The sequence below is a fragment of the Kosakonia pseudosacchari genome, assembly GCF_900184035.1.
Classification (GTDB): Bacteria; Pseudomonadota; Gammaproteobacteria; order Enterobacterales; family Enterobacteriaceae; genus Kosakonia; species Kosakonia pseudosacchari.
This window is the reverse complement of record NZ_FXWP01000022.1, coordinates 12,395-39,165: the sequence shown is the minus strand read 5'-3', so window position 1 is coordinate 39,165 and position 26,771 is coordinate 12,395. Positions and strand designations below refer to the sequence as shown.

Genomic DNA, 26,771 nt, shown 5'->3' with positions numbered 1-26,771 from the left:
GGTCTACGCCACAAACTTTCATTGCCCCTCTCCTCTGTTCTTCAGGCCGCATCTGCATTGGCTTCTTTCGCTCACCCCAGACGCAGCGCATTTCGCTGCGGCTGAAGATTCGCTCGGTTGCCGCCTTGCTGCGACCCGAATTACTCGAAGAGGCGATTCTCAAGGCATTTCTACAAACTTAAGGAGTGTGAAAATAGCCACTTTTGGGTAAATGTTTTTGACGCAAATCAAGCGCTTGTTATTTAAAAAATCACACAAATCGCGCTTACTTGAACAAATGCTTTAAAGATCATGTTCCTGGCGTTTTACCTGCTGCCAGACATTTTCCATTGTTTCCAGATCTACACCGGTCATTTCCAGACCACGTTCGCGCACAATACGCTCAACTTCGCGAAAACGCCGCTCAAATTTCAGGTTGGCTTTTTGCAACGCCACCTCCGCTTTGACGCCAAGATGACGCGAAAGGTTAACAGTCGCGAACAGCAAATCGCCGACTTCCTCTTCCAGTTTCGCTTCGTCTACCACCGCTTGTTTGGCTTCGTCCATGACTTCGTCGATCTCTTCATACACTTTGTCGAGTACCGGACCAAGCGACGTCCAGTCAAAGCCGACGGTCGAGCAGCGTTTCTGGATTTTGTGCGCACGCATCAGCGCAGGCAGGCTATGGGGAATATCGTCCAGCGCGGAGTGCTGAGATTTTTCCGCGCGCTCTTCGCTTTTAATTTGCTCCCAACGCGCCAGCACTTCCGTGCTGTTGCCCGCATGCGCGTCACCGAAAATGTGCGGATGGCGGCGCTCCAGTTTGTCGCAGATGGCGGCGCAAATATCATTAAAATCGAAACGCCCTTCTTCCTGCGCCATCTGCGCATAAAAAACGACCTGGAACAGCAAATCGCCCAGCTCGCCGCGTAAGTCGTCAAAATCTTCGCGCGAAATCGCGTCCAGCACTTCGTACGTCTCTTCCAGCGTGTAAGGCGCAATGGTGGCGTAAGTCTGCTCTTTGTCCCACGGGCAGCCGTTTTCCGGGTCGCGCAGGCGTTGCATAATCCCGAGCAGACGATCGATTTGAGTCATGAGAAATCCCTGATAATGAGTGTTGAGCCTCGCCCATCAAGGCGAGGCTCGGATGAAGAGAGAATCAGCCACCGTGCAGGCGGCGAGCGTCGATGACATCCGGCACCTGGTTGAGTTTGCCAAGCACGCGGCCCAGCACTTGCAGGTTGTAGATTTCGATGTTCATATCGATGGTGGCCAGCTGTTCTTTAGTGTCGCTGCGGCTGGCGACGCCGAGCACGTTCACCTTCTCATTGGCGAGGATCGTGGTGATGTCGCGCAGCAGACCGCTGCGGTCGTTCGCCGTGACGCGCACCACCAGCGAGTAACCCGCCGAGTAGCTTTCGCCCCAGACGGCGTCGACGATACGTTCCGGCGCTACGTTACGCAGCTCTTCCAACTGATCGCAGTCGGCGCGGTGAATAGAGATCCCGCGGCCTTGGGTGATAAACCCGACGATCTCATCCCCCGGGATCGGCTGACAGCAACGCGCGATATGATGCATCAGATTACCTACGCCTTCGACAACGACGCGGCCATTGTCTTTGCTGCGGCTTTGCGGCGTGTACGTTTTCTGTTGCAGTTGCTTCAGCGCGGCGGCATCCTGCTCCTCGGCGCTCGGTTTATTGAACTGCGACTGCAGGAAATTCACCATCTGATTAAGACGGATATCCCCACCGCCAATCGCCGCCAGCAACTCGTCCAGCTCGTTAAAGTTGTAGCGCGGCAGCAGGAATTTTTCCGCCTCTTTCAGGCTAATGCCAAGATGCGCCAGCTCATCGTCGAGGATTTGACGCCCCGCAAGAATGTTTTTGTCGCGATCCTGTTTGCGGAACCAGGCATGGATCTTCGAGCGCCCACGACTGGTGGTCACATAGCCCAGGTTCGGGTTCAGCCAGTCGCGGCTTGGGTTCGGTTGCTTCTGGGTGATAATTTCGATCTGATCGCCCATTTGCAATTGATAAGTGAACGGCACGATGCGCCCGCCGATCTTCGCGCCGATGCAACGGTGCCCGACATCGCTGTGAATATGGTAAGCAAAGTCCAGCGGCGTCGAGCCAGCAGGCAAGTCCACCACATCGCCTTTCGGGGTAAAGACATAAACGCGGTCGTCGAACACCTGGCTGCGAACTTCGTCGAGCATCTCGCCGGAATCGGCCATCTCTTCCTGCCAGGCGATCAGTTTACGCAGCCATGCAATGCGGTCTTCGTGCGCCGAACGCGGGCCGCCAACGGTAGCGGTGCCTTCTTTGTACTTCCAGTGCGCAGCGACGCCAAGCTCCGCATCTTCATGCATCTGGCGGGTACGAATCTGGATTTCTACGGTCTTCCCACCAGGACCAAGCACAACTGTGTGGATAGACTGGTAACCATTCGGCTTTGGATTGGCAACGTAATCGTCGAACTCGTCTGGCAGATGGCGGTAATGGGTATGCACAATCCCCAGCGCAGCGTAGCAGTCCTGCAGGCGCTCAGCGACGATACGCACGGCGCGCACATCAAACAGCTCATCAAAGGCGAGATGTTTTTTCTGCATTTTGCGCCAGATGCTGTAGATGTGTTTCGGGCGGCCATACACTTCCGCTTTGACGCCTTCGGTCTTCATTTCGGCACGCAAATGCCCAACAAATTCGTCAATGTAGTGTTCACGATCGATACGGCGTTCGTGCAGCAGTTTGGCGATGCGTTTGTACTCCGCCGGATGCAGATAACGGAAGCAGTAATCCTCCAGCTCCCATTTGAGCTGCCCGATGCCCAACCGGTTCGCCAGCGGCGCGTAGATATTCGTACACTCTTTCGCCGCCAGTACGCGTTCATCTTCCGGCGCATCTTTCACTTCGCGCAGATGGGCGATACGTTCCGCCAGCTTGATAACCACGCAACGGAAATCATCCACCATCGCCAGCAGCATACGACGAACGTTATCGACTTGTTCGGAGGAGACGGAATCGGTATGCGTGGCTTTCAACTGGCGGATAGCCGCCATATCGCGTACGCCATGAATCAGGTTGACTACCGATGTGCCGACGCTTTCGCGCAGCACCTCTTCACTGACCACTTCCGCATCGGCCAGCGGGAACAGCAAAGCCGCGCGCAGCGTGTCGGTATCCATGCTGAGCATGGAGAGGATCTCCACCATCTCCACACCGCGCCACAGCAGTAATTCCGCGTTCGGATGTCCCTGTGTTTGTCGCAGACAATATGCCCAGGTTTCGGTTAAGCGTTCACACGACGGCTGACTGGTGATCCCCAGACTCGCGATCCATTTGGCCGGATCGAATTCACCCGCTTTGTTCAAATGTGCACTTCGTACCGCAACCATTGTCCTCTCCTTTCAGGGACCGGGCCTGTCGAACTCGACAAGCCGAAATTAATCATTTGTGATTCACAAACAACACCATCGATTCCAGGTGGCCAGTGTGCGGGAACATGTCCAGCATCGCCAGCCGCTGAATCTGGTAACCCGCATCCAATAGCGCTTCACTGTCGCGGGCAAGGGTGGCGGGGTTACAGGAAACGTACACCACTCTGCCCGGCGACAATTTTAGAATATGTTTCATCACTCCGGCAGCGCCTGCGCGTGCCGGATCGAGTAAAACTTTGTCAAAACCACGGCTTGCCCAGGGCTGTTTCGTGACATCTTCCTCCAGATTTTCATGAAAGAATGTCACATTCTGCAAGCCATTCTGTTGCGCGTTATCCTGCGCTTTCGCCACCAGATCGGCGACGCCCTCCACACCGACCACGCTGGCCGCGCGTTTCGCCAGCGGCAGCGTGAAATTGCCCATGCCGCAGAACAGATCCAGCACCCGGTCGCCGGGCTGCACATCGAGCCATTCCAGTGCTCGCGCCACCATCTGCTGGTTAACCCCATCGTTAACCTGAATAAAATCCCGCGGGCTGAACGTTAAGCGTAGCCCGTCAGAGCTGTAGCAGGGAGACTCCCCGCTAACCTGTTCTAGTATCTCGCTTTGTGGCGCGAGATACAGAGAGAGTTCCTGAGAATGCGAAAACTGTTCCAGTTTTTCTCTGTCTGTTGCACTTAATGCAGCGGTGTGACGTAAAACCATTAATGGGCCATTATCGGCCTCTACCAGCTCGACATGACCAAGTTGACGCACGGCCTGCAACCCGCTCAGACATTCACGCAGCGGCGCCAGTAATGCTTCAAGACGGGGCACCAACACCGGGCAGCGGGTGACATTAATAATGTCGTTACCGCCCGCTTTACGAAACCCCATCTCCAGACTTTGGCTTTTGGGCTGCCAGCTCAGGCTAAGCCGCGCGCGGCGGCGATATCCCCAGGGTTCGCCTGCAATCACTTCATCAACGCCCTGTTTCATCAAACGTGCCAGCGCCGCGCTTTTGCTGCGCTGTTGCAGGGCAATACTGGCATGCTGCTGCTGACAACCACCGCAAACGCCAAAATGCGGGCAGCGCGGCGTAACGCGCTCATCGCTATCATTCAGGCGGCGTTTCACCTCACCGCGTGAAAACTGCCGCTTATCCTCTTTAAGCACCACGTCCGCCGTTTCGCCGGGTAAAAGCCCCGGAATGAACAGCGCTTTCCCGTTATGGCGCGCAACCCCCTGCCCAAAAGGATCAAGATCAGTTACGGTTACGGTTACTTTTTGACTAGTCGTCACACGTCGTTTTGCAGAGTAGAATTGCGCCATTGCCGGGATTTATCTCATTTACAGATTAATGGCCTAATTCTCCCATAACGGAACTCCATGACCAACTACAGCTTGCGCGCACGCATGATGATTCTGATCCTGGCGCCCACCGTGCTTATCGGTGTGTTGCTCAGCATCTTCTTTGTTGTTCACCGCTATAACGATTTGCAGCGTCAACTGGAAGACGCAGGCACCAGCATTATTGAGCCGCTGGCGGTCTCCAGCGAATACAGCATGACGTTGCAGGACAAAGATGCGATTGGCCAACTGGTGAGCGTTTTGCATCGCCGCCATTCCGATATTGTGCGGGCAATTTCCGTTTACGATGGGCAGAATAACGTATTCGTTTCCTCTAATTTCCAGCTTGATGGCGATAATCTCCGGCTGGCGGAAGGGCAACCTTTTCCGCGCAGACTCAGCGTCTCCCGGCGCGGCGATGTAATGATCCTGCGCACGCCTATCCTCTCCGAGGGCTATACGCAAACCAACACGGCACTACCGGCGGATAAAATCACCGGCAATATGCTCGGTTATGTGGCGCTGGAGCTGGATCTCAAATCGGTACGTTTACAGCAGTACAAAGAGATTTTTATCTCCAGCCTGATGATTTTGTTCTGTATTGGCATTGCGCTGATTTTCGGCTGGCGCTTAATGCGCGATGTAACCAGCCCGATTCGTAATATGGTCAACACCGTAGACCGCATTCGTCGCGGGCAACTCGACAGCCGCGTCGAAGGCTTTATGCTTGGCGAGCTGGATATGTTGAAAAACGGTATCAATTCAATGGCGATGTCGCTGGCGGCCTACCACGAAGAGATGCAGCACAACATTGACCAGTCCACTTCCGATCTGCGCGAAACACTGGAGCAGATGGAGATCCAGAACGTCGAACTGGATCTGGCGAAAAAGCGCGCCCAGGAAGCGGCGCGCATCAAATCTGAGTTTCTCGCCAATATGTCCCATGAGCTGCGTACACCGCTGAATGGCGTGATTGGCTTTACCCGCCTGACACTGAAATCTGAGCTCAACCCCACGCAGCGCGATCACCTGCTGACAATTGAACGTTCGGCGAACAACCTGCTGGCAATCATTAACGACGTGCTCGATTTCTCCAAGCTCGAAGCGGGCAAGTTAATTCTGGAAAGCATCCCGTTCCCGCTGCGCAATACGCTCGATGAGGTGGTGATACTGCTGGCGCACTCGGCGCACGACAAAGGGCTGGAACTGACGCTGAATATCAAAAACGATGTGCCGGATAACGTGATTGGCGACCCGCTGCGTCTGCAACAGGTGATCACCAATCTTGTCGGTAACGCCATCAAGTTCACCGAGCATGGCAATATCGACATTGTGGTTGAGAAGCGCGCCATCAGTAACAACAAAGTGCAGGTGGAGATGCAGATCCGCGATACCGGCATTGGCATCCCCGAGCGCGATCAGTCGCGGCTGTTCCAGGCGTTTCGTCAGGCCGATGCCAGCATCTCTCGCCGCCACGGCGGCACCGGGCTGGGGCTGGTGATAACCCAAAAGCTGGTCAATGAAATGGGCGGCGATATCTCCTTCCATAGCCAGCCGAATCGCGGCTCCACTTTCTGGTTCCACATTAATCTCGATCTCAATCCAAACGCCATCAGCGAAGCGCCTGCCACAGGCTGCCTTGCTGGCAAACGCCTTGCCTATGTCGAGCCCAATGCGACAGCCGCGCAAAGTACGCTGGACGTGTTGCATGAAACGCCGCTGGAGGTGATTTACAGCCCGTCGTTCTCGGCGCTGCCGCAGGCGCATTACGACATTCTGCTGATGGCCATTCCGGTGACGGTACGTGAGCCGCTTAACATGCAACATGACCGCCTTGCTCGGGCCGCCGCCATGACCGACTACCTGCTGTTAGCGCTGCCTTGCCATGCCCAGGTGAACGCCGAGGAGCTGAAACAAGACGGCGCGGCGGCCTGCCTGCTGAAACCGCTGACCACTACCCGCCTGCTGCCCGCGCTCACAGAATATTGCCGTGCGACTCGGCTCACGCAGGCTCAGCCGCCAGATGAAACAAAACTGCCGATGACGGTAATGGCCGTGGACGATAACCCGGCCAACCTGAAGCTCATCGGCGCATTGCTGGAAGATCAGGTGCAGCATGTCGAGCTTTGCGAAAGCGGGATACAGGCCATCGAGCGCGCCCGACAGCTCCAGTTCGATCTGATCCTGATGGATATTCAGATGCCGGATATGGATGGCATCCGCGCCTGCGAGCTGATTCGCCAGTTGCCGCACCAGCAGCAAACGCCGGTTATCGCCGTGACTGCCCATGCCATGGCCGGGCAAAAAGAGAAACTGCTCAGCGCCGGGATGAACGATTATCTGGCGAAGCCCATTGAAGAGGATAAGCTGCGCAGCCTGCTGCGTCGTTATAAGCCCGGCCCGGATATGGGCAGTTGGCTGGTGCCGCCGGAACAGGCAGTACCACCTGCGGACATCGTCGTTGACGCCGATACGACGCTCGACTGGCAACTGGCACTGCGCCAGGCGGCCGGGAAAACAGATCTGGCGCGTGAGATGCTGCATATGCTGGTCGAGTTCCTGCCGGAGATCCGCAATATGGTAGAAGAACAGCTGGTTGGCGAAGCGCCGCAAGGGCTTTCTGAAGGGATCCATAAGTTACACGGCAGTTGCGGTTACAGCGGTGTTTCGCGGCTGAAAAATCTCTGCCAGTTGATTGAGCAGCAGTTACGCAGTGGCGTGGCGCCCGAAGAGCTGGAGCCGGAGTTCCTGGAACTGCTTGATGAGATGGATAACGTCACGCGCGAAGCACATAAATTGCTGGGATAGCAAGGCGCATAACCGCTGGCGGGCGTTGAGGTCAGACACGTTGTTTATCCGCGAGTTGATAGCCAACCCGTTGATTCTCCACTCAGCGTATCAGCACCCGGCGAGTGAGAATGCGCAGATATAAGCCCGGTAAGCGTGCAGCTACCGGGCGGTTTGCGGTTACAGCTTTTGCCCTGCTTTCAGCACTGCCGCCACGTTGCGCGCGGTCATGCGAACATTTTCGCCGGCATTTTCCAGCGCGTCCTCCAGCGAACAGACCTTGTAGATCACACTGAATACCGCATCGATACCGTGATGGTGCACCACACCAACATCGGCGGTCAGACTGCCGGCAATGCCGATTACCGGAATATTATGTCGCTTCGCGACTTTCGCTACGCCCACAGGCACTTTGCCATGCACCGTCTGGCTATCGATACGCCCTTCGCCAGTGATCACCAGGTCAGCGCCAATCACGTACTCATCCAGCGCCAGCGCATCGGTGACAATCTCTATACCCTGGCGCAACTCAGCGCCGCAAAACGCATACAGCGCGGCACCCATCCCGCCTGCCGCACCGCCGCCTGCCAGGTGTAGCACGTCCAAATCCAGATCGCGGGCAATGATCCGCGCATAATGTCCAAGCGCTTTATCGAGCCTTTCGATCATCTCCGGCGTCGCCCCTTTCTGCGGGCCAAACACCGCCGAAGCGCCCTCTTTTCCGGTGAGGGGATTGGTCACGTCGCAGGCCACTTCGATACGGCACCCGGCAAGGCGTTTATCCAGTTGCGCGATATCAATACGCGCCAGCGTTTCCAGCGCCGCACCACCCAGCGCAATCTGCTGGCCTTTCTCATCCAGTAGCTTTGCACCCAATGCCTGCACCATGCCAGCGCCACCGTCATTGGTCGCGCTGCCGCCGATGCCAATGATGATATGTTTTACACCCGCGTCCAGCGCATGGCGAATCAACTCGCCGGTGCCCCACGACGTGGTGATGAGCGGATCGCGTTTGGCCGACGGCACCATTTCCAGCCCGCTGGCGGCGGCCATTTCGATAAAAGCGGATTGCTCGTCGCCAGAAAGCCCGTAGAACCCTTCCGCCTGCTCGCCGAGCGGGCCTTTTACCGCGACCTTAACGATACGCCCGTCGGTGGCGGCGACCATGGCTTCAACCGTCCCTTCGCCACCATCCGCCACCGGTATTTTGACGTATTCCGCCGTGGGGAAAATTTCACGAAAACCGCTCTCAATCGCGGTCGCCACATCCAGGGCACTTAAACTTTCTTTGTAAGAGTCTGGTGCGATCACAATTTTCATAAGCCATCCTTACGCATATTCACCGCTTTAAGCATACACCCAGGAAAGATGAGGAAATGCCAGCCCCCGCAAGGACTGGCAATTTCATCAACGCACCATGCACGGACGCTTGTTATCAAATTTCCAGCCCGGGATCAGGTATTGCATTCCCATTGCATCGTCACGCGCACCGAGGCCGTGTTTTTGATACAGCTCGTTGGCTTTCATCACCTGGTCCATATCCAGCTCCACGCCAAGACCCGGTTTGTTCGGTACCTGCACCATCCCGCCTTTAATCTCGAACGGCTGTTTAGTCAGGCGCTGGTTGCCCTCCTGCCAGATCCAGTGTGTATCAATAGCGGTGATATTGCCCGGTGCCGCAGCGGCAACATGGGTAAACATCGCCAGCGAAATATCAAAGTGGTTATTCGAGTGCGAGCCCCAGGTCAGACCGAACTCGTGACACATTTGCGCTACGCGTACCGATCCCTGCATGGTCCAGAAGTGCGGGTCCGCCAGCGGGATATCCACCGATTGCAGTGACAACGTGTGACCCATTTGACGCCAGTCGGTGGCGATCATATTGGTCGCCGTCGGCAGGCCGGTCGCACGGCGGAACTCCGCCATCACTTCACGACCGGAGAAGCCCTGTTCCGCGCCGCACGGATCTTCTGCATAGGCCAGTACGCCTTTCAGGTGCTTACCGATGTTGATCGCTTCATCCAGCGACCAGGCACCGTTCGGATCGAGCGTGACGCGGGCCTGCGGGAAGCGTTTTGCCAGCGCAGAAATTGCTTCGGCTTCTTCCATTCCCGCCAGCACGCCGCCTTTCAGTTTGAAATCGTTAAAACCGTATTTCTCATAGGCCGCTTCCGCCAGGCGCACCACACGATCCGGCGTCATCGCCTCTTCGTGGCGCACGCGATACCAGTCGCACGTGTCATCCGGCTGGCTCTGATACGGCAGCGGTGTTTTTTTGCTGTCACCCACGAAGAACAGGTAACCGAGCATCTCCACTTCGCTGCGCTGTTGGCCTTCGCCAAGCAGGGAAGCGACGTTGACGCCGAGGTGCTGGCCGAGCAGATCCAGCATCGCCGCTTCAATACCGGTCACCACGTGGATCGTAGTACGCAGATCGAAAGTTTGCAGACCACGGCCACCGGCGTCGCGATCGGCAAAGGTATTGCGCACGGTGTTGAGGACGTTTTTGTACTCACCCAACGTTTTACCCACCACCAGCGGAATGGCGTCTTCCAGTGTTTTACGGATTTTCTCGCCGCCGGGGATTTCCCCGACACCGGTGTGACCAGCATTGTCTTTAATCACCACGATATTGCGGGTGAAGAACGGGGCGTGCGCGCCGCTCAGGTTCATCAGCATGCTGTCGTGGCCCGCAACCGGGATGACCTGCATGGAGGAGACAACGGGTGTCGAACTGTATGTGCTCATTTTTTTAATCCTTTTGGTCTATCAATGACGTCCAAAAACGGGGCGTTTCTTGTCAAACGTCCAGCCAGGGATGAGGTACTGCATCGGGCCTGCGTCATTGCGCGCGCCGCCGGGCAGCTTCTTGTATGCCGCGTGCGCTTTTTCGATTTGACTCCAGTCGATCTCCACGCCAAGGCCTGGCGCATCGGGTACGGCGATTTTTCCCTGGCGGATCTCCAGCGGCTGTTTGGTCAGGCGCGCGTCACCCTCCTGCCAGATCCAGTGCGTGTCGATGGCGGTCGGCGTTCCCGGTGCTGCCGCGCCAACGTGGGTGAACATCGCCAGTGAAATGTCGAAATGATTGTTGGAGTGACAACCCCAAGTTAAGCCCCAGTCGTCGCACAGTTGCGCCACGCGTACCGCGCCGGAAAGCGTCCAGAAGTGCGGATCGGCCAGCGGGATATCCACCGCGTTTAACATCACCGCGTGCCCCATTTCACGCCAGTTGGTGGCAATCATATTGGTGGCGACCGGCAAGCCGGTGGCGCGACGGAACTCCGCCATCACTTCACGCCCGGAGAAGCCCTGCTCTGCGCCACACGGATCTTCCGCGTAGGTCAGCACGTCGTTGAGGCCTTTGCACAGGCTGATGGCTTCGTCGAGCAGCCAGGCCCCATTGGGATCGACAGTGATACGCGCGTCCGGGAAACGTTTTTTCAGCGCCCGCACGGTGTCGATCTCGTGTTCACCCGGCAGTACGCCGCCCTTGAGTTTGAAATCTTTAAAACCGTAGCGATCCTGCGACGCTTCCGCCAGGCGCACTACCGCATCGCTGTTCATCGCTTCCTGATGACGCAGGCGATACCACTCGTGGTTACCCGGTGTCGCCTCCAGATAAGGCAGATCGGTTTTGGTGCGATCGCCGACATAAAACAGATACCCCAGCACCGTCACCGCATCACGCTGTTTACCGGGGCCAAGCAGCTCGCACACCGGGACGTTCAGCGCTTTGCCTAACAGATCCAGCAGAGCGGCTTCCAGCGCCGCCACCGCGTTCACGCGCAGCTCAAACGTCCAGGCGCCTTTACCGAAGGTGTCGAAATCCGCCGCCTGGTTGCCTTTGTGTACCCGCTGCACCACTTTATTCAACCGCGCGACTTCCTGCCCCACCACCATCGGCGTGGCGTCGACCAGCGTGTTGTAGATCACCTCGCCGCCCGGCGCTTCACCGACGCCAGTGTTACCGGCGTTGTCGGTGAGCACCACGATGTTGCGGGTGAAGTAAGCGTTATGCGCACCGCCGATGTTCATTAGCATGCTGTCATGCCCGGCCACGGGAATGACTTTCATCTCTGTGATAATCGGGCTTGCTTGTGTGTTCATCATTCACGTCCTGTCACAGGTTTCAGCACGATACGATTGATATCGCCCACCAGAACCAGGTAGCTCAGAACCGCCACCAGCGCATGGATACCGACATAAATCAACGCGCCGCTAAACGAGCCGGTCGTGCCGACGATGTAGCCAATGGCAATCGGCGTCACGATGCCGGAGATATTACCGAACATGTTGAACAGACCGCCGCTCAGGCCGCTGATCTCTTTCGGCGCGGTATCTGCCATCACCGCCCAGCCCAGCGCACCAATACCTTTACCGAAGAACGCCAGCGCCATGAAAGCGATAATCAGCGTTTCGGAGTCGGTATAGTTGCAGAACACCATGCTCATGGAGAGCAGCATCCCCAATACGATTGGCGTTTTACGCGCCACGTTCAGCGAGCCGTAGCGACGCATTAACCAGTCGGAAATGATCCCGCCCAGCACGCCACCGACAAAGCCGCAGATCGCCGGGATTGACGCAACAAAGCCTGCCTTCAAAATCGACATGCCGCGCGCCTGCACCAGGTAAACCGGGAACCAGGTGATAAAGAAATAGGTCAGGGCGTTAATACAGTACTGGCCCAGATAGACGCCGATCATCATGCGGGAACCCAGCAGTTGCTTGATCTGCCCCCATTTTTCTGAGAACGGAACATGGTGCGCGCTTTTCGCCTGATCCATGTTGATCAGCGCGCCACCTTCAGCAATGTATTCCAGCTCTTTTTTGTTCACGCCAGGATGCTGGTTCGGCTCGTGGATCATTTTCAGCCACAGGAAGCTGATAAAGATGCCCAGACCGCCCATAAAGAAGAAGACGTGCGACCAGCCCACCTCGTGGGTCAGCCAGCCCATGATCGGCGCGAAGATCACCGTCGCGAAGTATTGCGCGGAGTTAAAAATCGCCACCGCTGTGCCCCTCTCCTGCGCCGGGAACCATGCCGCGACAATACGGCTGTTACCAGGGAAAGAAGGGGATTCGGCCAGACCGACCATAAAGCGCAGGGTGAAGAGCGCGACGATGATGCCAAAGCCGCTAAAGATGTCGACGAAGCCCTGCAGCAAGGTAAACAGCGACCAGGTGAAGATCGACCAGAAATAGACGCGTTTTGATCCGAAGCGATCCAGCAACCAGCCGCCCGGTATCTGGCCAATCACATAAGCCCAGGAAAACGCGGAGAAAACATAACCCATACCGACCGGATCCAGGCCAATCGCTTTGGACATCTCCGAACCGGCAATCGACAACGTGGCGCGATCGCCATAGTTGAAGGATGTGACGATAAACAGCATCACCACTATCCAGTAGCGGGCGTTGGTACGCTTTTCAGCGCCGCTCGCCGCCTGGCTAAATGTACTCATGGTTGTACTCCCGAAGCATAAATGTTCTTTTGTCCATTCATCCTGTACGGCGCAACCTGTAGGGGAAGACAGGATGATGTCGTTGTGTTTTTTGCTGCACCTGCCGGGTTTGCCACACCCGGCGGGCCGCGTTTTTTTAACTGGCGAGAAAAAGTATATGGAGCCCCTTTTCAACTCTCACCGTGCAACAACACAACATTCGCCGGGCGCGGCTATTCCCTTTAAGGCATTAGCCCAGGCGGATGGGGAGTACTTCACGGAAATGAAAATGGAGCATGACCGAAGGCGGTCAAAAGAGAGGCAGCGTTAAAGAGTGTGAAATGCGTCGCTTGACGCGGCAAAAAGAGGGTATTCCTCCCCGCTTACGGAGAGGAATACCGGTTATTTAAGCAGGGTCGCCCAGTGCTCAACCCACGGATTTGAAACGGTTTCCGGTTCCGGATCTTCGCTGGCGTCAATCAGCAACATCTCGCCGATACGCTGTGCGCCTTGCTCTTGCAGCAAGGCATCGAACTGCTTACCCCCACCGCAGAAATGGGCGTATGTGCTATCGCCCAGGGCAATCACGCCATAGTGCAGATCGGGCTGATAACCCACGGTGTCGCGCAGATAATGGAATAGCGGCGCAATGCTTTCCGGCAAATCGCCCTGACCGGTCGTGGAGGTAACGATCAGCGCGTAATTGCCTTTGTTGTTTTCCCAGTCGCTGACGTCGGGATCTTCAAATACCGTCGCCTTGTGGCCCTGCGCCTGTAAGATCTCCTGCGCTTCTTCCGCCACCAGCAGCGAATTGCCGTACATGGTGCCAACAAAAATTCCGACCTTCGCCATGCTCATCACTCCTTGCGTGATCCCAGATTGCCCTCATCCTGGCGGCTCACTGGCAAGAACTCAACCCTTTCATTTTCAGGGAGAAGCCCGCGCCAGCCAAAGTGCGACAGCGCGCTCATCCAGCGCTCATCCAGCCCGGCGCGAATGGTTAACAGCGCGCCGGTAAACGGGTGCGTGAGCGTTAGCTGGCTGGCATGCAGCATCAAGCGATTGCAGCCAAAGTGTTCTGCCGCGCTGCGGTTTTGCCGCAAATCGCCATGTTTACTGTCGCCAATAATCGGATGGCGCAGATGCGCCAGATGGCGACGCAATTGGTGCTTGCGGCCCGTTTTCGGTTCCAGTTCAACCAGACCATAGCGCGTGGTGGGAAATTTGCTCGTCGCCACCGGCATTTCGCACGTTGCCAGCCCGCGATAGTGCGTTACGGCAGGCTGCGCCTCTTTATCGGCGCGGGCGAACTTGTCGGCCACTTTATCCAGCTCTTCGACCAGCGGATAATCAAGCAACGCCTCTTCCATCAGCCAGCCGCGCACAATCGCGTGATAGCGTTTTTGAATCTGATGTTGCTCAAACTGCTGTGCTAAGCGGCGACCGGCCTCGCTGGATAACCCCATTAGCAACACGCCGGAAGTGGGTCTGTCGAGGCGATGGGCGGTAAAAACGTGCTGGCCAATTTGGTCGCGCACGGTTTGCATTACTACCACTTTTTCATCGCGATCCAACCAGCTTCGGTGTACCAGCCAGCCGGAAGGTTTATTCACCGCAACCAGCCACTCATCCTGGTAAATAATCTCCAGCATCAGGTGTTTTCGTCGCTGAACAGCGCATCGAGCTGCTGTAAATGCACCAGCATAACTTCGCGCGCGGGGTGCGTCGCATCCAGGGCGATTTCATAGTATGGCGCAATGGCAAACGCCTGCGGCAACGGCTGCTGACCATCCAGCAGAGCGTGCATACGCGGAATAAGCACCCATTGCAGCCATTCGAATGGCTCAAGAGTGTCCATGCAAAAAGGCTGCGTGCTTTCAAAGGCGCTTGCCGCAGGCGCGTTGGTTTGCCAAAGATTCTGTTCACGCAGTTGCGCTTCGAGAAGATGAAGTTGCTCACGCACGCGTTGATGTTGAGTCATATAAACCCCCGGAATAATCAGACTGGCGCGCAGCATACCAAAGAGCGGGATAAATAAAAAAAGGGAGCACTGTAAAAACAGTGCTCCCGGTTCGTTTCGCAGCAGTCCCGCTACTCGTGTGCTCCCTGCTCATCCTTGAAAACTTTTCCTGCGGTCTCCTGACCCGTTCATCCTTAAACAGCGCATCATGCTCACACCACCCCGATGTGACCTGGCCTCATCCATAAAGCGTGTCCTGGATCATCCTGATCTGCCGAACATCCTTATCGGCTCTCATTCTCCGTCCTGGAGGTGTCCGTTAACGCATTCCAGCGATGTCCCTTTGCTTCGTCCTGAAGCCTATCCTTGTAGCACCGTCCTGGTGAGTCCTCGAAACAACATCATCCTGATGTACGCTTCGTTGTCAGACTCCGTGTCGACTCAGATAGAATTACCCATTACGTAGCGTCTTACAAGAATACTTAACGCAAATTTACCTTTGAATGAAACCATAGAATATGCAAGGTTTTAGATTAACCTCATGATTTATATTCATTATGAATGAGAAGGCTCATAAGAATTATGGAAAAAGACCCTGCGATCTCTTACAGGTCGTGTAAGAGATCTCTCACAAGATGAGTAGTAGAGAGGATTACACAACGGGTTCGAGTTGGTCGAGGAATGCTGCGAGGCTTGGGGCAAGAACGGTGCGCTGACGCGTACCCAGTGTCTCTTTCACCACTTCGCCGCTCAGGTTACACAGCGAAATCACATCCAGTTCGCTGTCGAGCGTGGCAATAAAAAGTGTAGGTGATAACTTCAGTCTTTTCTGCGTCACCAGGTGACCAATCAGATTTTCCTGCATACGCACGAAGTCATCTTCACTCCACGTTTGCAGCAGCGTCAGCGTCAATTCGCCAAAACGCGCGGTCATATCACCGGCAAATTGTGTGGTGTAAAAGGTATGGAGCGGCGTTTGTACCACAATTTCCATAGCCTGTTCAATGGGGTTTACATTTCGTTCGGGCACGAACGGTTGTGGCTGCCAGATAACGTATTTATCGGTGGAAGAAATAATGCACGGCGAGGGAATACCGTAAAGTTCTTCGCTTTGCGGCCAGCTGTCTCGCTGTGCGTGCCACGCATTACAGTAACGTTCCGTAAAGGCTTTCAGGGCATGCGCCGTCTCTTTTTCCACCGATTTCTCTCTTCACATAAGCCAGGATAAACTCTGCGTCATAGTTTACCTGCAAAATGGCGATGAAACATGTCCTCTTATGATAACCACCAGGCGCTGGCTGGCCTGACGCTTGGCAAAACCACCGATTACCGCGACACCTACGACGCCAGCTTGCTGCAAGGCGTTCCCCGTTCGTTAAACCGCGATCCGTTAGGCTTAAAAGCCGGGAGCCTGCCTTTTCGCGGCGCGGATATCTGGACGCTGTATGAGCTCTCCTGGCTCAATGCGAAAGGCTTGCCGCAGGTAGCCGTCGGTCACGTTGAACTGGATCACGCCAGTATCAATCTGGTGGAATCGAAAAGCTTCAAGCTCTATCTAAATAGTTTTAACCAGACACGTTTTGCCAGCTGGCAAGAGGTGCGCGACACGCTGCAACGCGATTTGAGCGCCTGCGCCCAGGGTGACGTCAGCGTGGTGCTGTACTGTATTGATGAGCTGGAAGGGCAGCCTGTCGCTCATTTTCATGGCACCTGTATCGACGATCAGGATATTGAGATCGATAACTACGACTTTGACGCCACGCTGTTAACCGATGCCGCCAGCGGTAACGTTGTCGAAGAGACGCTGGTCAGCCATTTATTGAAATCGAACTGCCTGATCACCCACCAGCCAGACTGGGGCTCGGTGCAAATTCAGTATCGCGGCGCGAAAATCGACCGTGAAAAATTGCTGCGCTACCTGGTCTCTTTCCGCCATCACAATGAATTTCATGAACAGTGCGTCGAGCGCATTTTTACGGACATTCAACGTTTCTGCCAGCCGGAAAAACTGAGCGTCTACGCGCGCTATACCCGACGCGGCGGGCTGGATATCAACCCATGGCGTACCAATACCGACTTTGTTCCGGCCACCGGACGGCTAGTGCGCCAGTAAAACACAACATTTTACGACTCTGCGTAGAAGATCCCACGCGACAGGTTGTTAAACGTCATAAGCCAGGGCTATTGTAATCACGGGAAAGATAAAATTTTCGTCCCGTAAAGGAGTTCACTTGATTACACATATTAGCCCGCTTGGCTCAATGGATATGCTGTCGCAGCTGGAAGTCGATATGCTTAAACGCACGGCCAGCAGTGACCTGTATCAACTGTTTCGCAACTGCTCGCTCGCTGTACTGAACTCAGGGAGCCAGACCGACAGCAGCAAAGAGCTGCTCTCCCGTAACGAAAGTTTTGATATCAACGTGTTACGCCGTGAACGTGGCGTAAAGCTGGAGTTGATCAACCCACCGGAAGAGGCCTTTGTCGACGGGCGTATTATCCGCTCGCTACAGGCCAACCTGTTTGCTGTTCTGCGCGATATTCTCTTCGTTAATGGTCAGATTCATAACGCCGGACGCGTCCAGCATTTAAATCTGGAAAGCTCCATTCATATCACCAACCTGGTCTTTTCCATTTTGCGTAATGCCCGCGCGCTGCATGTCGGCGAAGCGCCGAGCATGGTGGTCTGCTGGGGTGGTCACTCCATTAACGAAACCGAGTACCTGTACGCTCGTCGCGTGGGAACCCAGCTTGGTCTGCGCGAGCTAAATATCTGTACGGGCTGCGGCCCGGGCGCGATGGAAGCGCCCATGAAAGGTGCCGCGGTCGGTCACGCACAGCAACGTTATAAAGAGGGCCGTTTTATCGGCATGACCGAGCCGTCGATCATTGCTGCTGAACCGCCAAACCCGCTGGTCAACGAACTGATCATCATGCCGGATATTGAAAAACGTCTGGAAGCCTTTGTCCGTATCGCCCATGGCATCATTATCTTCCCAGGCGGCGTAGGCACGGCAGAAGAGTTGTTGTATCTGCTGGGGATTTTGATGAACCCGGCCAACAAAAACCAGGTATTGCCGCTGATTCTGACCGGGCCGAAAGAGAGTGCGGATTATTTCCGCGTGCTGGACGAATTTATCGTCAACACGCTGGGCGAAGCCGCACGCAGCCACTACACCATCATCATCAATGATGCGGCAGAAGTGGCGCGGCAGATGAAAAAAGCGATGCCGCGGGTAAAAGAAAACCGTCGAGAAACCGGGGATGCCTATAGCTTCAACTGGTCTATCCGCATCGCGCCGGATCTGCAGGTGCCGTTTGAACCGACGCACGAAAACATGGCTAATCTGAAACTTTATCCGGATCAGCCGGTGGAAACGCTAGCGGCGGATCTGCGCCGGGCATTCTCGGGCATCGTGGCGGGTAACGTGAAAGAGCACGGCATTCGGGCAATTGAGGAGTTCGGCCCGTATAAAATTCATGGCGATAGCGACATGATGCGCCGTATGGATGACCTGCTACAGGGCTTTGTCGCCCAGCATCGTATGAAACTGCCAGGCAGCGCGTATATTCCTTGCTACGAAATCTGCGCCTGATCTTCCAGGGCGACCCATAAGTCGCCCTTATACCTCGGATTTTCCCCGTCTGACACTCAGCAATATCGCCAGCATATTCTTACGTTTCAGTTGCCTTTAAACGTCGATAAATCACTGCGATAGCGGTTTTTTACAGGGCATTTATCGTCTTTCAACGGTGTGCGTTTGATCGCAAATCTTGCCGGTGATAGCCTTCGCGCCCATAAATGTCACCTCCCGATCATTAAGCAGAGAGATGGTCTAAATATATCCACATAAAAAGTGATTTATTGCAATTGCGATCGCGATCACTGATAGAGTCATAACATAAATGTATCTTTCCGCCGCAAATAATTACGGAAAGAAATTATAAAAAAACCGTGATTGACCGAATTTAATATTACCGCCAGCCTGCCAGGCAATGTATTCGCCCGTCATGCCAGCATTTTGCTTTTCCCAGGAGATTTATAAATGGAAACCACTCAAACCAGTACGCTGGCCACATCGGCTACACGAAGTTCATGGCGCAAAACGGATACCATGTGGATGCTGGGCCTGTACGGTACTGCCATCGGCGCTGGTGTACTGTTCCTGCCAATTAACGCCGGCGTTGGCGGTTTAATTCCGCTGATCATCATGGCCATCCTCGCTTTCCCAATGACGTACTTCGCCCACCGCGGTCTGACCCGCTTTGTGCTGTCGGGTAAAAATCCAGGCGAAGACATCACCGAAGTGGTTGAAGAACACTTTGGTATCGGCGCGGGTAAACTGATTACCCTGCTCTACTTCTTCGCTATCTACCCGATCCTGCTGGTGTACAGCGTGGCCATTACCAACACCGTTGACAGCTTTATGACCCACCAGCTGGGCATGACGCCGCCGCCGCGCGCTATTCTGTCGCTGATCCTGATTGTCGGCATGATGACCATCGTGCGTTTTGGCGAGCAGATGATTGTAAAAGCGATGAGTATTCTGGTGTTCCCGTTTGTTATCGCCCTGATGTTGCTGGCGGTTTACCTGATCCCGCAGTGGAACGGCGCAGCACTCGATACACTCTCTTTGAACAGCACTTCCGCGACCGGTAACGGCCTGTGGATGACTCTGTGGCTGGCCATTCCGGTGATGGTGTTCTCCTTTAACCACTCGCCGATCATCTCCTCGTTCGCGGTTGCAAAACGTGAAGAGTACGGCGATGAAGCAGAGAGCAAATGTTCACGTATTCTGGCGTTCGCACACATCATGATGGTGCTGACGGTAATGTTCTTCGTGTTCAGCTGCGTGCTGAGCCTCTCTCCGGCTGACCTGGCGTCGGCGAAACAGCAGAACATTTCGATTCTCTCTTACCTGGCAAACCACTTTAACGCACCGATCATCGCCTGGATGGCGCCGATCATCGCGATGATCGCCATCACCAAATCCTTCCTCGGCCACTATCTGGGTGCCCGTGAAGGTTTCAACGGTATGGTGATCAAATCTCTGCGTGGCAAAGGCAAAAGCATCGAAATCAACAAGCTGAACCGCATTACCGCGCTGTTTATGCTGCTGACCACCTGGGCTGTCGCGACCTGGAACCCGAGCATCCTCGGGATGATTGAAACTCTGGGCGGCCCGATTATCGCGATGATCCTGTTCCTGATGCCGATGTACGCCATCGCCAAAGTACCGGCAATGCGTAAATACAGCGGTAAAATCAGCAACATCTTCATTGTTATCATGGGTCTTATCGCTATCTCCGCGATCTTCTACTCTCTGTTCAGCTAATCTCTTTCGCGCCGCTCTCCACGGGCGGCGCGACTCTCATTGCAATGGATAATGCGTCATGATCAGCGTATTCGATATTTTTAAAATCGGCATTGGCCCTTCCAGCTCGCATACCGTTGGCCCAATGAAAGCCGGTAAGCAATTCACTGACGATCTGATTGCCCGCAGCATGCTGCACGACGTGACCCGTGTGGTGGTGGACGTTTACGGTTCCCTCTCCCTGACCGGTAAAGGGCACCATACCGATATCGCTATTATTATGGGCCTGGCGGGTAACCTGCCGGATAGCGTCGACATTGATGCTATTCCGGGATTTATTCAGGACGTCAACACGCACGGCCGCCTGCTGCTGGCTAACGGCGAGCACGAAGTCGAGTTTCCTGTCGATCAATGCATGAACTTCCATGCCGATAACCTCTCGCTACATGAAAATGGCATGCGTATTACCGCGCTCGCGGGCGACAAGGTTATCTACAGCCAGACCTATTACTCCATCGGCGGCGGCTTTATTGTCGACGAAGAACATTTTGGCCAGACCAACAACGCGCCTGTCGACGTACCTTACCCGTACAAAAATGCGGCGGATCTGCAACGTCACTGCCAGGAAACCGGGCTGTCGCTCTCTGGCCTGATGATGAAGAACGAACTGGCGCTACACAGCAAAGAGGCGCTGGAACAGCATCTCGCGCGCGTCTGGGAAGTGATGCAGGGTGGTATTGAGCGCGGGATTAGCACCGAAGGCGTGCTGCCAGGCAAATTACGCGTTCCGCGTCGCGCCGCCGCGCTGCGTCGCATGCTGGTCAGCAGCGATAACACCAGTAAAGATCCGATGCAGGTCGTCGACTGGATCAACATGTTCGCACTGGCGGTCAACGAAGAGAACGCGGCCGGTGGCCGCGTAGTGACCGCGCCAACCAACGGCGCGTGCGGCATTGTGCCGGCAGTGCTGGCTTATTACGACAAGTTTATTCGTCAGGTGAACGCCAATTCACTGGCGCGCTACCTGCTGGTCGCCAGCGCGATTGGATCGCTCTATAAAATGAACGCGTCTATCTCCGGTGCTGAAGTGGGTTGCCAGGGCGAAGTCGGCGTAGCTTGTTCCATGGCCGCCGCAGGCCTTGCGGAACTGCTCGGCGCAAGCCCGGCGCAGGTCTGCATCGCGGCGGAAATCGGTATGGAACACAACCTCGGACTGACCTGCGATCCAGTCGCGGGCCAGGTACAGGTTCCGTGCATCGAGCGCAACGCCATTGCTTCGGTGAAAGCGGTGAACGCCGCGCGTATGGCCCTGCGCCGTACCAGCGAGCCGCGCGTCTGCCTGGATAAAGTCATCGAAACCATGTACGAAACCGGGAAAGATATGAACGCCAAGTACCGCGAAACCTCACGCGGTGGGCTGGCGATGAAGATCGTCACCTGCGATTAAGCCCAGGAAGATGCCTCGTTTTGCGAGGCATCTTCCTGATTATCCCCCGCTTCATAGCCTCACGCCGCTCGCGATGTTACCCTTAGGCACGATTTCAAGGAGGGTATCTGTGGCTCATCTGTTAATTGTCGACGCGCTTAATCTTATCCGCCGGATCCACGCGGTGCAGGGATCGCCCTGTGTAGACACCTGCCTGCACGCGCTGGAGCAGCTTGTGGTTCACAGCCAGCCGACTCACGCCGTGGCGGTGTTCGATGATGAGGCCCGCAGCCAGGGCTGGCGTCACCAGTTATTGCCCGACTATAAAGCCGGGCGACCTCCTATGCCGGAGACGCTTCATGCCGAGATGCCCGCGTTACGCAGCGCCTTTGAGCAGCGCGGCATTCGTTGTTGGGCAACGCCGGGTAACGAAGCGGACGATCTCGCCGCGACGCTGGCGGTGAAAATGGCGCAGGCCGGGCAGCAGGCGACGATTGTTTCCACGGACAAAGGCTATTGCCAGCTGCTTTCCCCGACCATTCGCATCCGCGACTATTTCCAGAAACGCTGGCTGGATGCGCCCTTTATTGCGCAGGAATATGGCGTCACGCCAGAGCAATTGCCGGATTACTGGGGGCTGGCGGGGATCAGCAGTTCTAAAGTGCCAGGCGTTGCTGGCATTGGCCCGAAAAGCGCCACCCAGTTGTTAAACACCTTCCCGACGCTGGAAGCACTGTACGACAACCTCGCGGACGTGCCGGAAAAGTGGCGGCAAAAACTGCAAGCGCATAAAGCAATGGCCTTTATCTGTCGAGATGTCGCGCGTCTGCAAACAGATCTGCAACTGGATGGCAACTTACAACAGCTACGTCTGACGCGCTGAGCAAAGCCCGCACGGTGGCGGGCTTTTCGCCTCGCTTTAGCCCTTATACGGATGGTGCTTCAGCCAATGTTCGGCGATATCCTGGCGACGGCAGATCCAGACGTCACTGTGGCTTTGCACGTAATCAAGAAAACGTTGCAGTGCGCGAAAGCGCCCGGGCCGCCCGAGCAGGCGGCAGTGCATGCCAATCGACATCATCTTTGGCGCATGCTCACCTTCTTCGTACAGCACATCGAAACTGTCTTTCAGGTAGGTATAAAACTGCTCGGCGGTGTTAAAACCCTGAGCCGTGGCAAAGCGCATATCATTGGCATCAAGCGTATACGGCACAATCAAATGCGGTTTCCCTTCCACCGTGGTCCAGAAGGGTAAATCATCGCCGTAATAATCGCTGTCGTAGAGAAAATCGCCCTGCTCGACCACCAGCTTGCGGGTGTTGGGGCTGTCACGCCCGGTATACCAGCCAAGCGGCTTTGTGCCGAACAGCGTTTGCAGGATTTCAATCGCCTGCTGCATGTGCTGTCGTTCGGTTTGAATATCGAGATCCTGATAATGGATCCAGCGCCAGCCGTGGCTTACTACATCGTAATCAGCCGCTTTGATCGCCGCGACAATCTCCGGGTTGCGCGCCAGCGCCATTGCCACGCCAAAAACCGTGAGCGGCAGGCCACGCTGCTGAAAAGCCTGATGAATACGCCAGAATCCGGCGCGCGATCCATACTCGTACAGCGAGTCCATCGACATATGCCGCGCGGGATAGCTGGCCGCGCCAATAATATCCGACAAAAATTGCTCTGAACCCGCGTCGCCATGCAGCACATGGTTCTCGCCGCCCTCTTCAAAATTAAGGACAAACTGGACGGCAATGCGCGCGCCGCCCGGCCAGCGGGGGTGCGGCGGTTTTCCCGCATAACCCGCCATATCGCGGGGGTAGTCGGCGGTGAAATGCCAGAAAGGTTTGTCCGTTGCTGATTGCATGCTGATTCGACCTCTTTACGGGGCCGCTTTCAGCAAAGCTGTTCAAAACATCCTGAAAGCGGCTTTTTATTGGGATACGCGAGATCGCCGTATTTACTGGTGCCAAGCCCAAGAGCGAGAAGAGATTCCACCATCTTCACCGCAGCCGTCACACCGTCGATCACCGGCATGCCCAGCTCTTGCGTCAGCTCGCGGGCAAGATTCGCCATGCCGCCGCAGCCCAGCACAATGGCACCGCTGTGATCTTCCCGTTTGGCTTGTATACAACGTTCGCGTACCTTTTGCTGAGCAAGACCCGTGCCATCTTCCAGCGCCAGTACAGGTAAATCGATCGCGTGCAGCGCAGCACAGTGATGTTCGAAGCCATACTGACGCAGTAAATGACGGGCAATAATTACCGTGCGCGGCAGCGTGGTAACAATCGAAAACCGCGTCGCCACCAGCGTTGCCAGGTGCATCGCCGCTTCAGCAATACCGACAACCGGCCCGCTCGCCACCTCGCGCGCCGCCAGTAATCCGGGGTCACCAAAACAGGCAATCACGTGTCCCTGTGCGCCCTGGGTTTTACCCTGTTTGATTTGCTCCAGCACGCCAATCGCCGCAATGGCCTCATCAAAATGCCCTTCGATGGATTCCACCCCCTGCGAGGGGGAACTGGCGAGAATGGTGGTGCCGGGTGCCGCCACGCTGCGCGCCGCACGGGCAATGGTGTTGGTCATATCAGGGCTGGTATTGGGATTGATAACTTGTATACAAAACTGGCTCATCAGTGTTCTCCTGGGGCACCAAACAGTCGGGCAAAATCTGGCAATGTCTCGCCGCTGCGCTCAAAACGCAGGCTGGAAACGATGTGATCAAAGTGGTGGGCCATCGCATCACTGAGCCCTGACAGATCTTTTTTACGCAGCAGCGTAATCAGTTGGTCATGATCGTCACAGCGGCAACCGCGCTGCCAGGGCGCGCCCCAGGCGGCTATCACCAGCGACGAACGCTGCGCCAGCGTGGTGATAATGTCAGTCACCACCGCATTAGCGGAAATGGCCTGCAGCTGGATATGAAAAGCCGCAGAATGGCGGATAGCCGCCGCGCCATCATGGTTTTGATGCGCCTCTTCTTCCTGCGCGATGATCTTTTCCAGCCCGGCAAGGTGTGGCGGCTGAAGATGTTCCAGCACCAGCGGCAGGTTGGCGCATTCGATCATTTTACGGGTAGTAAAGATAGCTTTTGACTCTTCAACACTGGGATTGGCGACAAATGCACCACGTCTGGGCGTCATGGTGATCATTTGCACCGTCGCAAGGCGGGTTAAGACTTTGCGGATCCCGGTACGGCTGACGCCAAAAACCTCCGCCAGCGCTTCTTCCGGCAGTTTACTTCCCGGTGGCAACTGATGTTCAACGATGGCGGTCATTAACGATTGCCAAATGACATGCTCTTTATCTTCCTGATCTGCAGGGGTTCGCAGCCCTATTTGCTGGTTCATAACGCACTTCCTTTGTTATTCAATTCATCTATTTTTGTATACACCGTTAATTTATTTTGTATACAAAAAATTAAAACCTGGCCTGGTTAATGCAACGAGGGATAGCAGACTACACGTCACTATCTGTATTCAGAGGAGCAGAATCCATGCCAAACCTTGAACCAAATTACGATGCCCGCTACAGCCCACGCCTGACCAATGAAGATTTGGCGCCGACCCGCCATCAGACCTGGAGCTGGTACAATATTTTCTCTTTCTGGATGTCCGATGTGCATAGCATGGGCGGCTATGTGGTCGCCGCCAGCTTCTTCGCCTTAGGGCTTGCCAGCTGGCAGGTGCTACTTTGCCTGCTGTTGGGGATCTGTATTGTGCAGCTGTGCGCAAACCTGGTGGCGAAACCGAGCCAAATGGCCGGTGTGCCGTATGCGGTGATCTGCCGTCAGGCATTTGGCGTATTCGGCGCGAATATCCCGGCGGTGATCCGTGGGTTGATTGCGTTTGCGTGGTACGGCATTCAGACCTATCTGGCCGCCAACGCGTTGATGCTGGTGATCCTGAAGTTTTGGCCCGCCCTGACTCCCCTGACCAACGGCCACTTTCTGGGCCTGTCGCATTTGGGCTGGCTCTGTTTCGGCATTATGTGGGTGCTGCAAGCACTGGTGTTCTGGCACGGGATGAGTGCGATTAAACGCTTTATCGATATCGCAGGCCCCGCGGTATACGTGGTGATGATGGCGCTGGCAGGGTGGATCCTCTGGCAAACGGGTTTCGAGGGCATCTCTTTTACGCTCGCCAGCAAACAACTGACGGCCGGTGAGCAAACCTGGCAGATGATCACCGCAACAGCGTTAGTGGTTTCTTATTTCTCCGGCCCGCTGCTCAATTTTGGCGATTTTTCCCGCTACGGTAAAAGCATGCAGGAGATCCGCCGCGGCAACCGCTGGGGTTTGCCGTTTAACTTCCTGCTGTTTTCCATTGTCACAGTGGTGATTGTTTCCGGCACACAATCGCTGTTTGGCAAGATGATCACTGACCCTATCGAAACGGTGAGCCATGTAGGCAGCAGCCTGGCGATGGCAATTGGCCTGTTGACGATGATCACTGCCACTATCGGCATTAATATTGTGGCGAACTTTGTCTCCCCGGCCTTCGATTTTTCTAACTGCTCCCCGCAGAAAATCAGTTTCCGTACCGGTGGGATGATCGCAGCTGTCGGCTCGGTACTGCTGACGCCGTGGAATTTGTTCCAGTCTCCGGAGTTGATCCACTACACGCTGGATGTGCTCGGCGCGTTTATTGGCCCGCTGTTCGGTATCTTACTGACCGATTTTTATCTGATTAAACGCGGAAATGTGTTTGTCGACGATCTGTTTACCGACTCACCAAACGGGCGTTACTGGTACAAAAACGGCTTCAACCCGAAAGCGATTGCGGCGCTGGTGCCGTCAGTGGCGGTTGGGCTGATTATTAGCTTTATTCCTGCGCTGCATGAAGTGGCCAACTTTAGCTGGTTTATTGGCGCGTTCCTCGGTGCGGGTTGCTACCGCTTTCTGGCACGCCGTGAACGCGAAGGTGTGAGCAGCACATTTACCGCCCAGCGCGTGACGGCAAAAGAGTAGAAACGACGAAGGCCTGAATCATTGCTGATTCAGGCCTTCTGAATAGTGGCGGAACGGACGGGACTCGAACCCGCGACCCCCTGCGTGACAGGCAGGTATTCTAACCGACTGAACTACCGCTCCGCGTT

The 26,771-nt window shown here is 55.5% G+C and carries 22 protein-coding genes and 1 tRNA gene; 8 read left to right on the top strand and 15 right to left on the bottom strand.

Annotated elements, in window-relative coordinates:
* Nucleotides 1-282: 282 nt before the first annotated feature.
* The 3 genes from mazG to rlmD form a co-directional block, all read right to left on the bottom strand.
* Complete coding sequence (gene mazG, locus BN2591_RS17260) at nucleotides 283-1,074, bottom strand: nucleoside triphosphate pyrophosphohydrolase (protein WP_086873151.1); 792 nt, start codon at nucleotides 1,072-1,074, stop codon at nucleotides 283-285.
* A gap of 64 nt (nucleotides 1,075-1,138) precedes the next feature.
* Nucleotides 1,139-3,376 carry a GTP diphosphokinase gene (gene relA / locus BN2591_RS17255; protein ID WP_017458746.1) on the bottom strand — a complete coding sequence of 746 codons (2,238 nt, stop codon included), beginning with the start codon at nucleotides 3,374-3,376 and terminating at the stop codon, nucleotides 1,139-1,141.
* A 52-nt stretch (nucleotides 3,377-3,428) separates the two neighbouring features.
* The gene (gene rlmD / locus BN2591_RS17250; protein WP_086873150.1) at nucleotides 3,429-4,730 is read right to left on the bottom strand and encodes a 23S rRNA (uracil(1939)-C(5))-methyltransferase RlmD; all 1,302 of its coding nucleotides are present in this window, start codon (nucleotides 4,728-4,730) and stop codon (nucleotides 3,429-3,431) included.
* Between the two features lie 57 nt (nucleotides 4,731-4,787).
* Between rlmD and barA the strand changes: the two genes are divergently transcribed.
* Nucleotides 4,788-7,556, top strand: a complete 2,769-nt coding sequence (gene barA, locus BN2591_RS17245) for a two-component sensor histidine kinase BarA (RefSeq protein ID WP_086873149.1) — start codon at nucleotides 4,788-4,790, stop codon at nucleotides 7,554-7,556.
* Between the two features lie 159 nt (nucleotides 7,557-7,715).
* Here the strand turns inward: barA and BN2591_RS17240 are convergent, their stop codons facing one another.
* The 4 genes from BN2591_RS17240 to BN2591_RS17225 all read right to left on the bottom strand — a co-directional run bounded on the left by BN2591_RS17240 (nucleotide 7,716) and on the right by BN2591_RS17225 (nucleotide 13,000).
* Entirely contained in the window at nucleotides 7,716-8,855 is a 1,140-nt protein-coding gene (locus BN2591_RS17240) for a glycerate kinase (RefSeq protein WP_086873148.1), read from the bottom strand.
* A gap of 87 nt (nucleotides 8,856-8,942) precedes the next feature.
* Nucleotides 8,943-10,283 carry a glucarate dehydratase gene (gudD, locus tag BN2591_RS17235; protein WP_086873147.1) on the bottom strand — a complete coding sequence of 447 codons (1,341 nt, stop codon included), beginning with the start codon at nucleotides 10,281-10,283 and terminating at the stop codon, nucleotides 8,943-8,945.
* A gap of 21 nt (nucleotides 10,284-10,304) precedes the next feature.
* Nucleotides 10,305-11,645 carry an enolase C-terminal domain-like protein gene (locus tag BN2591_RS17230; RefSeq protein WP_086873146.1) on the bottom strand — a complete coding sequence of 447 codons (1,341 nt, stop codon included), beginning with the start codon at nucleotides 11,643-11,645 and terminating at the stop codon, nucleotides 10,305-10,307.
* Nucleotides 11,645-13,000 carry an MFS transporter gene (locus tag BN2591_RS17225; RefSeq protein ID WP_086873145.1) on the bottom strand — a complete coding sequence of 452 codons (1,356 nt, stop codon included), beginning with the start codon at nucleotides 12,998-13,000 and terminating at the stop codon, nucleotides 11,645-11,647. The genes BN2591_RS17230 and BN2591_RS17225 overlap by 1 nt, the downstream gene beginning before the upstream one ends.
* Before the next feature lie 73 nt (nucleotides 13,001-13,073).
* Here BN2591_RS17225 and BN2591_RS17220 point away from each other — a divergent pair, with 73 nt between their 5' ends.
* The gene (locus BN2591_RS17220) at nucleotides 13,074-13,310 is read left to right on the top strand and encodes a hypothetical protein (RefSeq protein ID WP_086873144.1); all 237 of its coding nucleotides are present in this window, start codon (nucleotides 13,074-13,076) and stop codon (nucleotides 13,308-13,310) included.
* A 71-nt stretch (nucleotides 13,311-13,381) separates the two neighbouring features.
* Here BN2591_RS17220 and BN2591_RS17215 read toward each other — a convergent pair whose 3' ends face one another.
* From BN2591_RS17215 to syd, 4 genes are all read right to left on the bottom strand, one after another.
* A complete protein-coding gene (locus BN2591_RS17215; protein ID WP_086873268.1) occupies nucleotides 13,382-13,831 on the bottom strand; it encodes a flavodoxin in 450 nt (149 codons plus the stop codon).
* 5 nt (nucleotides 13,832-13,836) lie between these two features.
* Nucleotides 13,837-14,631: a tRNA pseudouridine(65) synthase TruC gene (gene truC, locus BN2591_RS17210; protein WP_086873143.1), complete on the bottom strand. Its 795-nt coding sequence runs from the start codon at nucleotides 14,629-14,631 to the stop codon at nucleotides 13,837-13,839.
* Entirely contained in the window at nucleotides 14,631-14,960 is a 330-nt protein-coding gene (locus BN2591_RS17205; protein WP_086873267.1) for a YqcC family protein, read from the bottom strand. Before BN2591_RS17205 ends, truC begins: the two co-directional genes overlap by 1 nt.
* A gap of 631 nt (nucleotides 14,961-15,591) precedes the next feature.
* Nucleotides 15,592-16,137 (bottom strand): SecY-interacting protein, encoded by a 546-nt coding sequence (gene syd / locus BN2591_RS17200; protein ID WP_086873142.1) that lies wholly within the window; start codon nucleotides 16,135-16,137, stop codon nucleotides 15,592-15,594.
* A 69-nt stretch (nucleotides 16,138-16,206) separates the two neighbouring features.
* Here syd and queF point away from each other — a divergent pair, with 69 nt between their 5' ends.
* From queF to xni, 5 genes are all read left to right on the top strand, one after another.
* Entirely contained in the window at nucleotides 16,207-17,052 is an 846-nt protein-coding gene (gene queF / locus BN2591_RS17195) for an NADPH-dependent 7-cyano-7-deazaguanine reductase QueF (RefSeq protein WP_086873141.1), read from the top strand.
* Between the two features lie 118 nt (nucleotides 17,053-17,170).
* Nucleotides 17,171-18,535 carry a nucleotide 5'-monophosphate nucleosidase PpnN gene (ppnN, locus tag BN2591_RS17190; protein WP_086873140.1) on the top strand — a complete coding sequence of 455 codons (1,365 nt, stop codon included), beginning with the start codon at nucleotides 17,171-17,173 and terminating at the stop codon, nucleotides 18,533-18,535.
* A 450-nt stretch (nucleotides 18,536-18,985) separates the two neighbouring features.
* Nucleotides 18,986-20,275 (top strand): HAAAP family serine/threonine permease, encoded by a 1,290-nt coding sequence (locus BN2591_RS17185; RefSeq protein WP_086873139.1) that lies wholly within the window; start codon nucleotides 18,986-18,988, stop codon nucleotides 20,273-20,275.
* A gap of 58 nt (nucleotides 20,276-20,333) precedes the next feature.
* Nucleotides 20,334-21,701, top strand: a complete 1,368-nt coding sequence (locus BN2591_RS17180) for an L-serine ammonia-lyase (RefSeq protein ID WP_086873138.1) — start codon at nucleotides 20,334-20,336, stop codon at nucleotides 21,699-21,701.
* A gap of 109 nt (nucleotides 21,702-21,810) precedes the next feature.
* Nucleotides 21,811-22,563 (top strand): flap endonuclease Xni, encoded by a 753-nt coding sequence (gene xni, locus BN2591_RS17175; RefSeq protein WP_244173022.1) that lies wholly within the window; start codon nucleotides 21,811-21,813, stop codon nucleotides 22,561-22,563.
* A gap of 36 nt (nucleotides 22,564-22,599) precedes the next feature.
* Here xni and puuE read toward each other — a convergent pair whose 3' ends face one another.
* The 3 genes from puuE to BN2591_RS17160 are packed head-to-tail and all read right to left on the bottom strand — an operon-like array spanning nucleotide 22,600 to nucleotide 25,024.
* Complete coding sequence (gene puuE / locus BN2591_RS17170; RefSeq protein ID WP_086873136.1) at nucleotides 22,600-23,541, bottom strand: allantoinase PuuE; 942 nt, start codon at nucleotides 23,539-23,541, stop codon at nucleotides 22,600-22,602.
* Between the two features lie 29 nt (nucleotides 23,542-23,570).
* A complete protein-coding gene (locus BN2591_RS17165) occupies nucleotides 23,571-24,308 on the bottom strand; it encodes an aspartate/glutamate racemase family protein (protein WP_086873135.1) in 738 nt (245 codons plus the stop codon).
* Nucleotides 24,308-25,024 (bottom strand): GntR family transcriptional regulator, encoded by a 717-nt coding sequence (locus BN2591_RS17160; RefSeq protein WP_086873134.1) that lies wholly within the window; start codon nucleotides 25,022-25,024, stop codon nucleotides 24,308-24,310. The genes BN2591_RS17165 and BN2591_RS17160 overlap by 1 nt, the downstream gene beginning before the upstream one ends.
* Before the next feature lie 146 nt (nucleotides 25,025-25,170).
* On the opposite strand from BN2591_RS17160, the gene BN2591_RS17155 reads away from it, so the two are divergent.
* On the top strand, nucleotides 25,171-26,643 hold the full coding sequence (locus BN2591_RS17155; protein ID WP_086873133.1) for an NCS1 family nucleobase:cation symporter-1: 1,473 nt from the start codon (nucleotides 25,171-25,173) through the stop codon (nucleotides 26,641-26,643).
* Nucleotides 26,644-26,689: 46 nt separating this feature from the next.
* Here the strand turns inward: BN2591_RS17155 and BN2591_RS17150 are convergent.
* Nucleotides 26,690-26,766 (bottom strand) — tRNA-Asp (locus tag BN2591_RS17150).
* Between the last annotated feature and the right edge of the window lie 5 nt (nucleotides 26,767-26,771).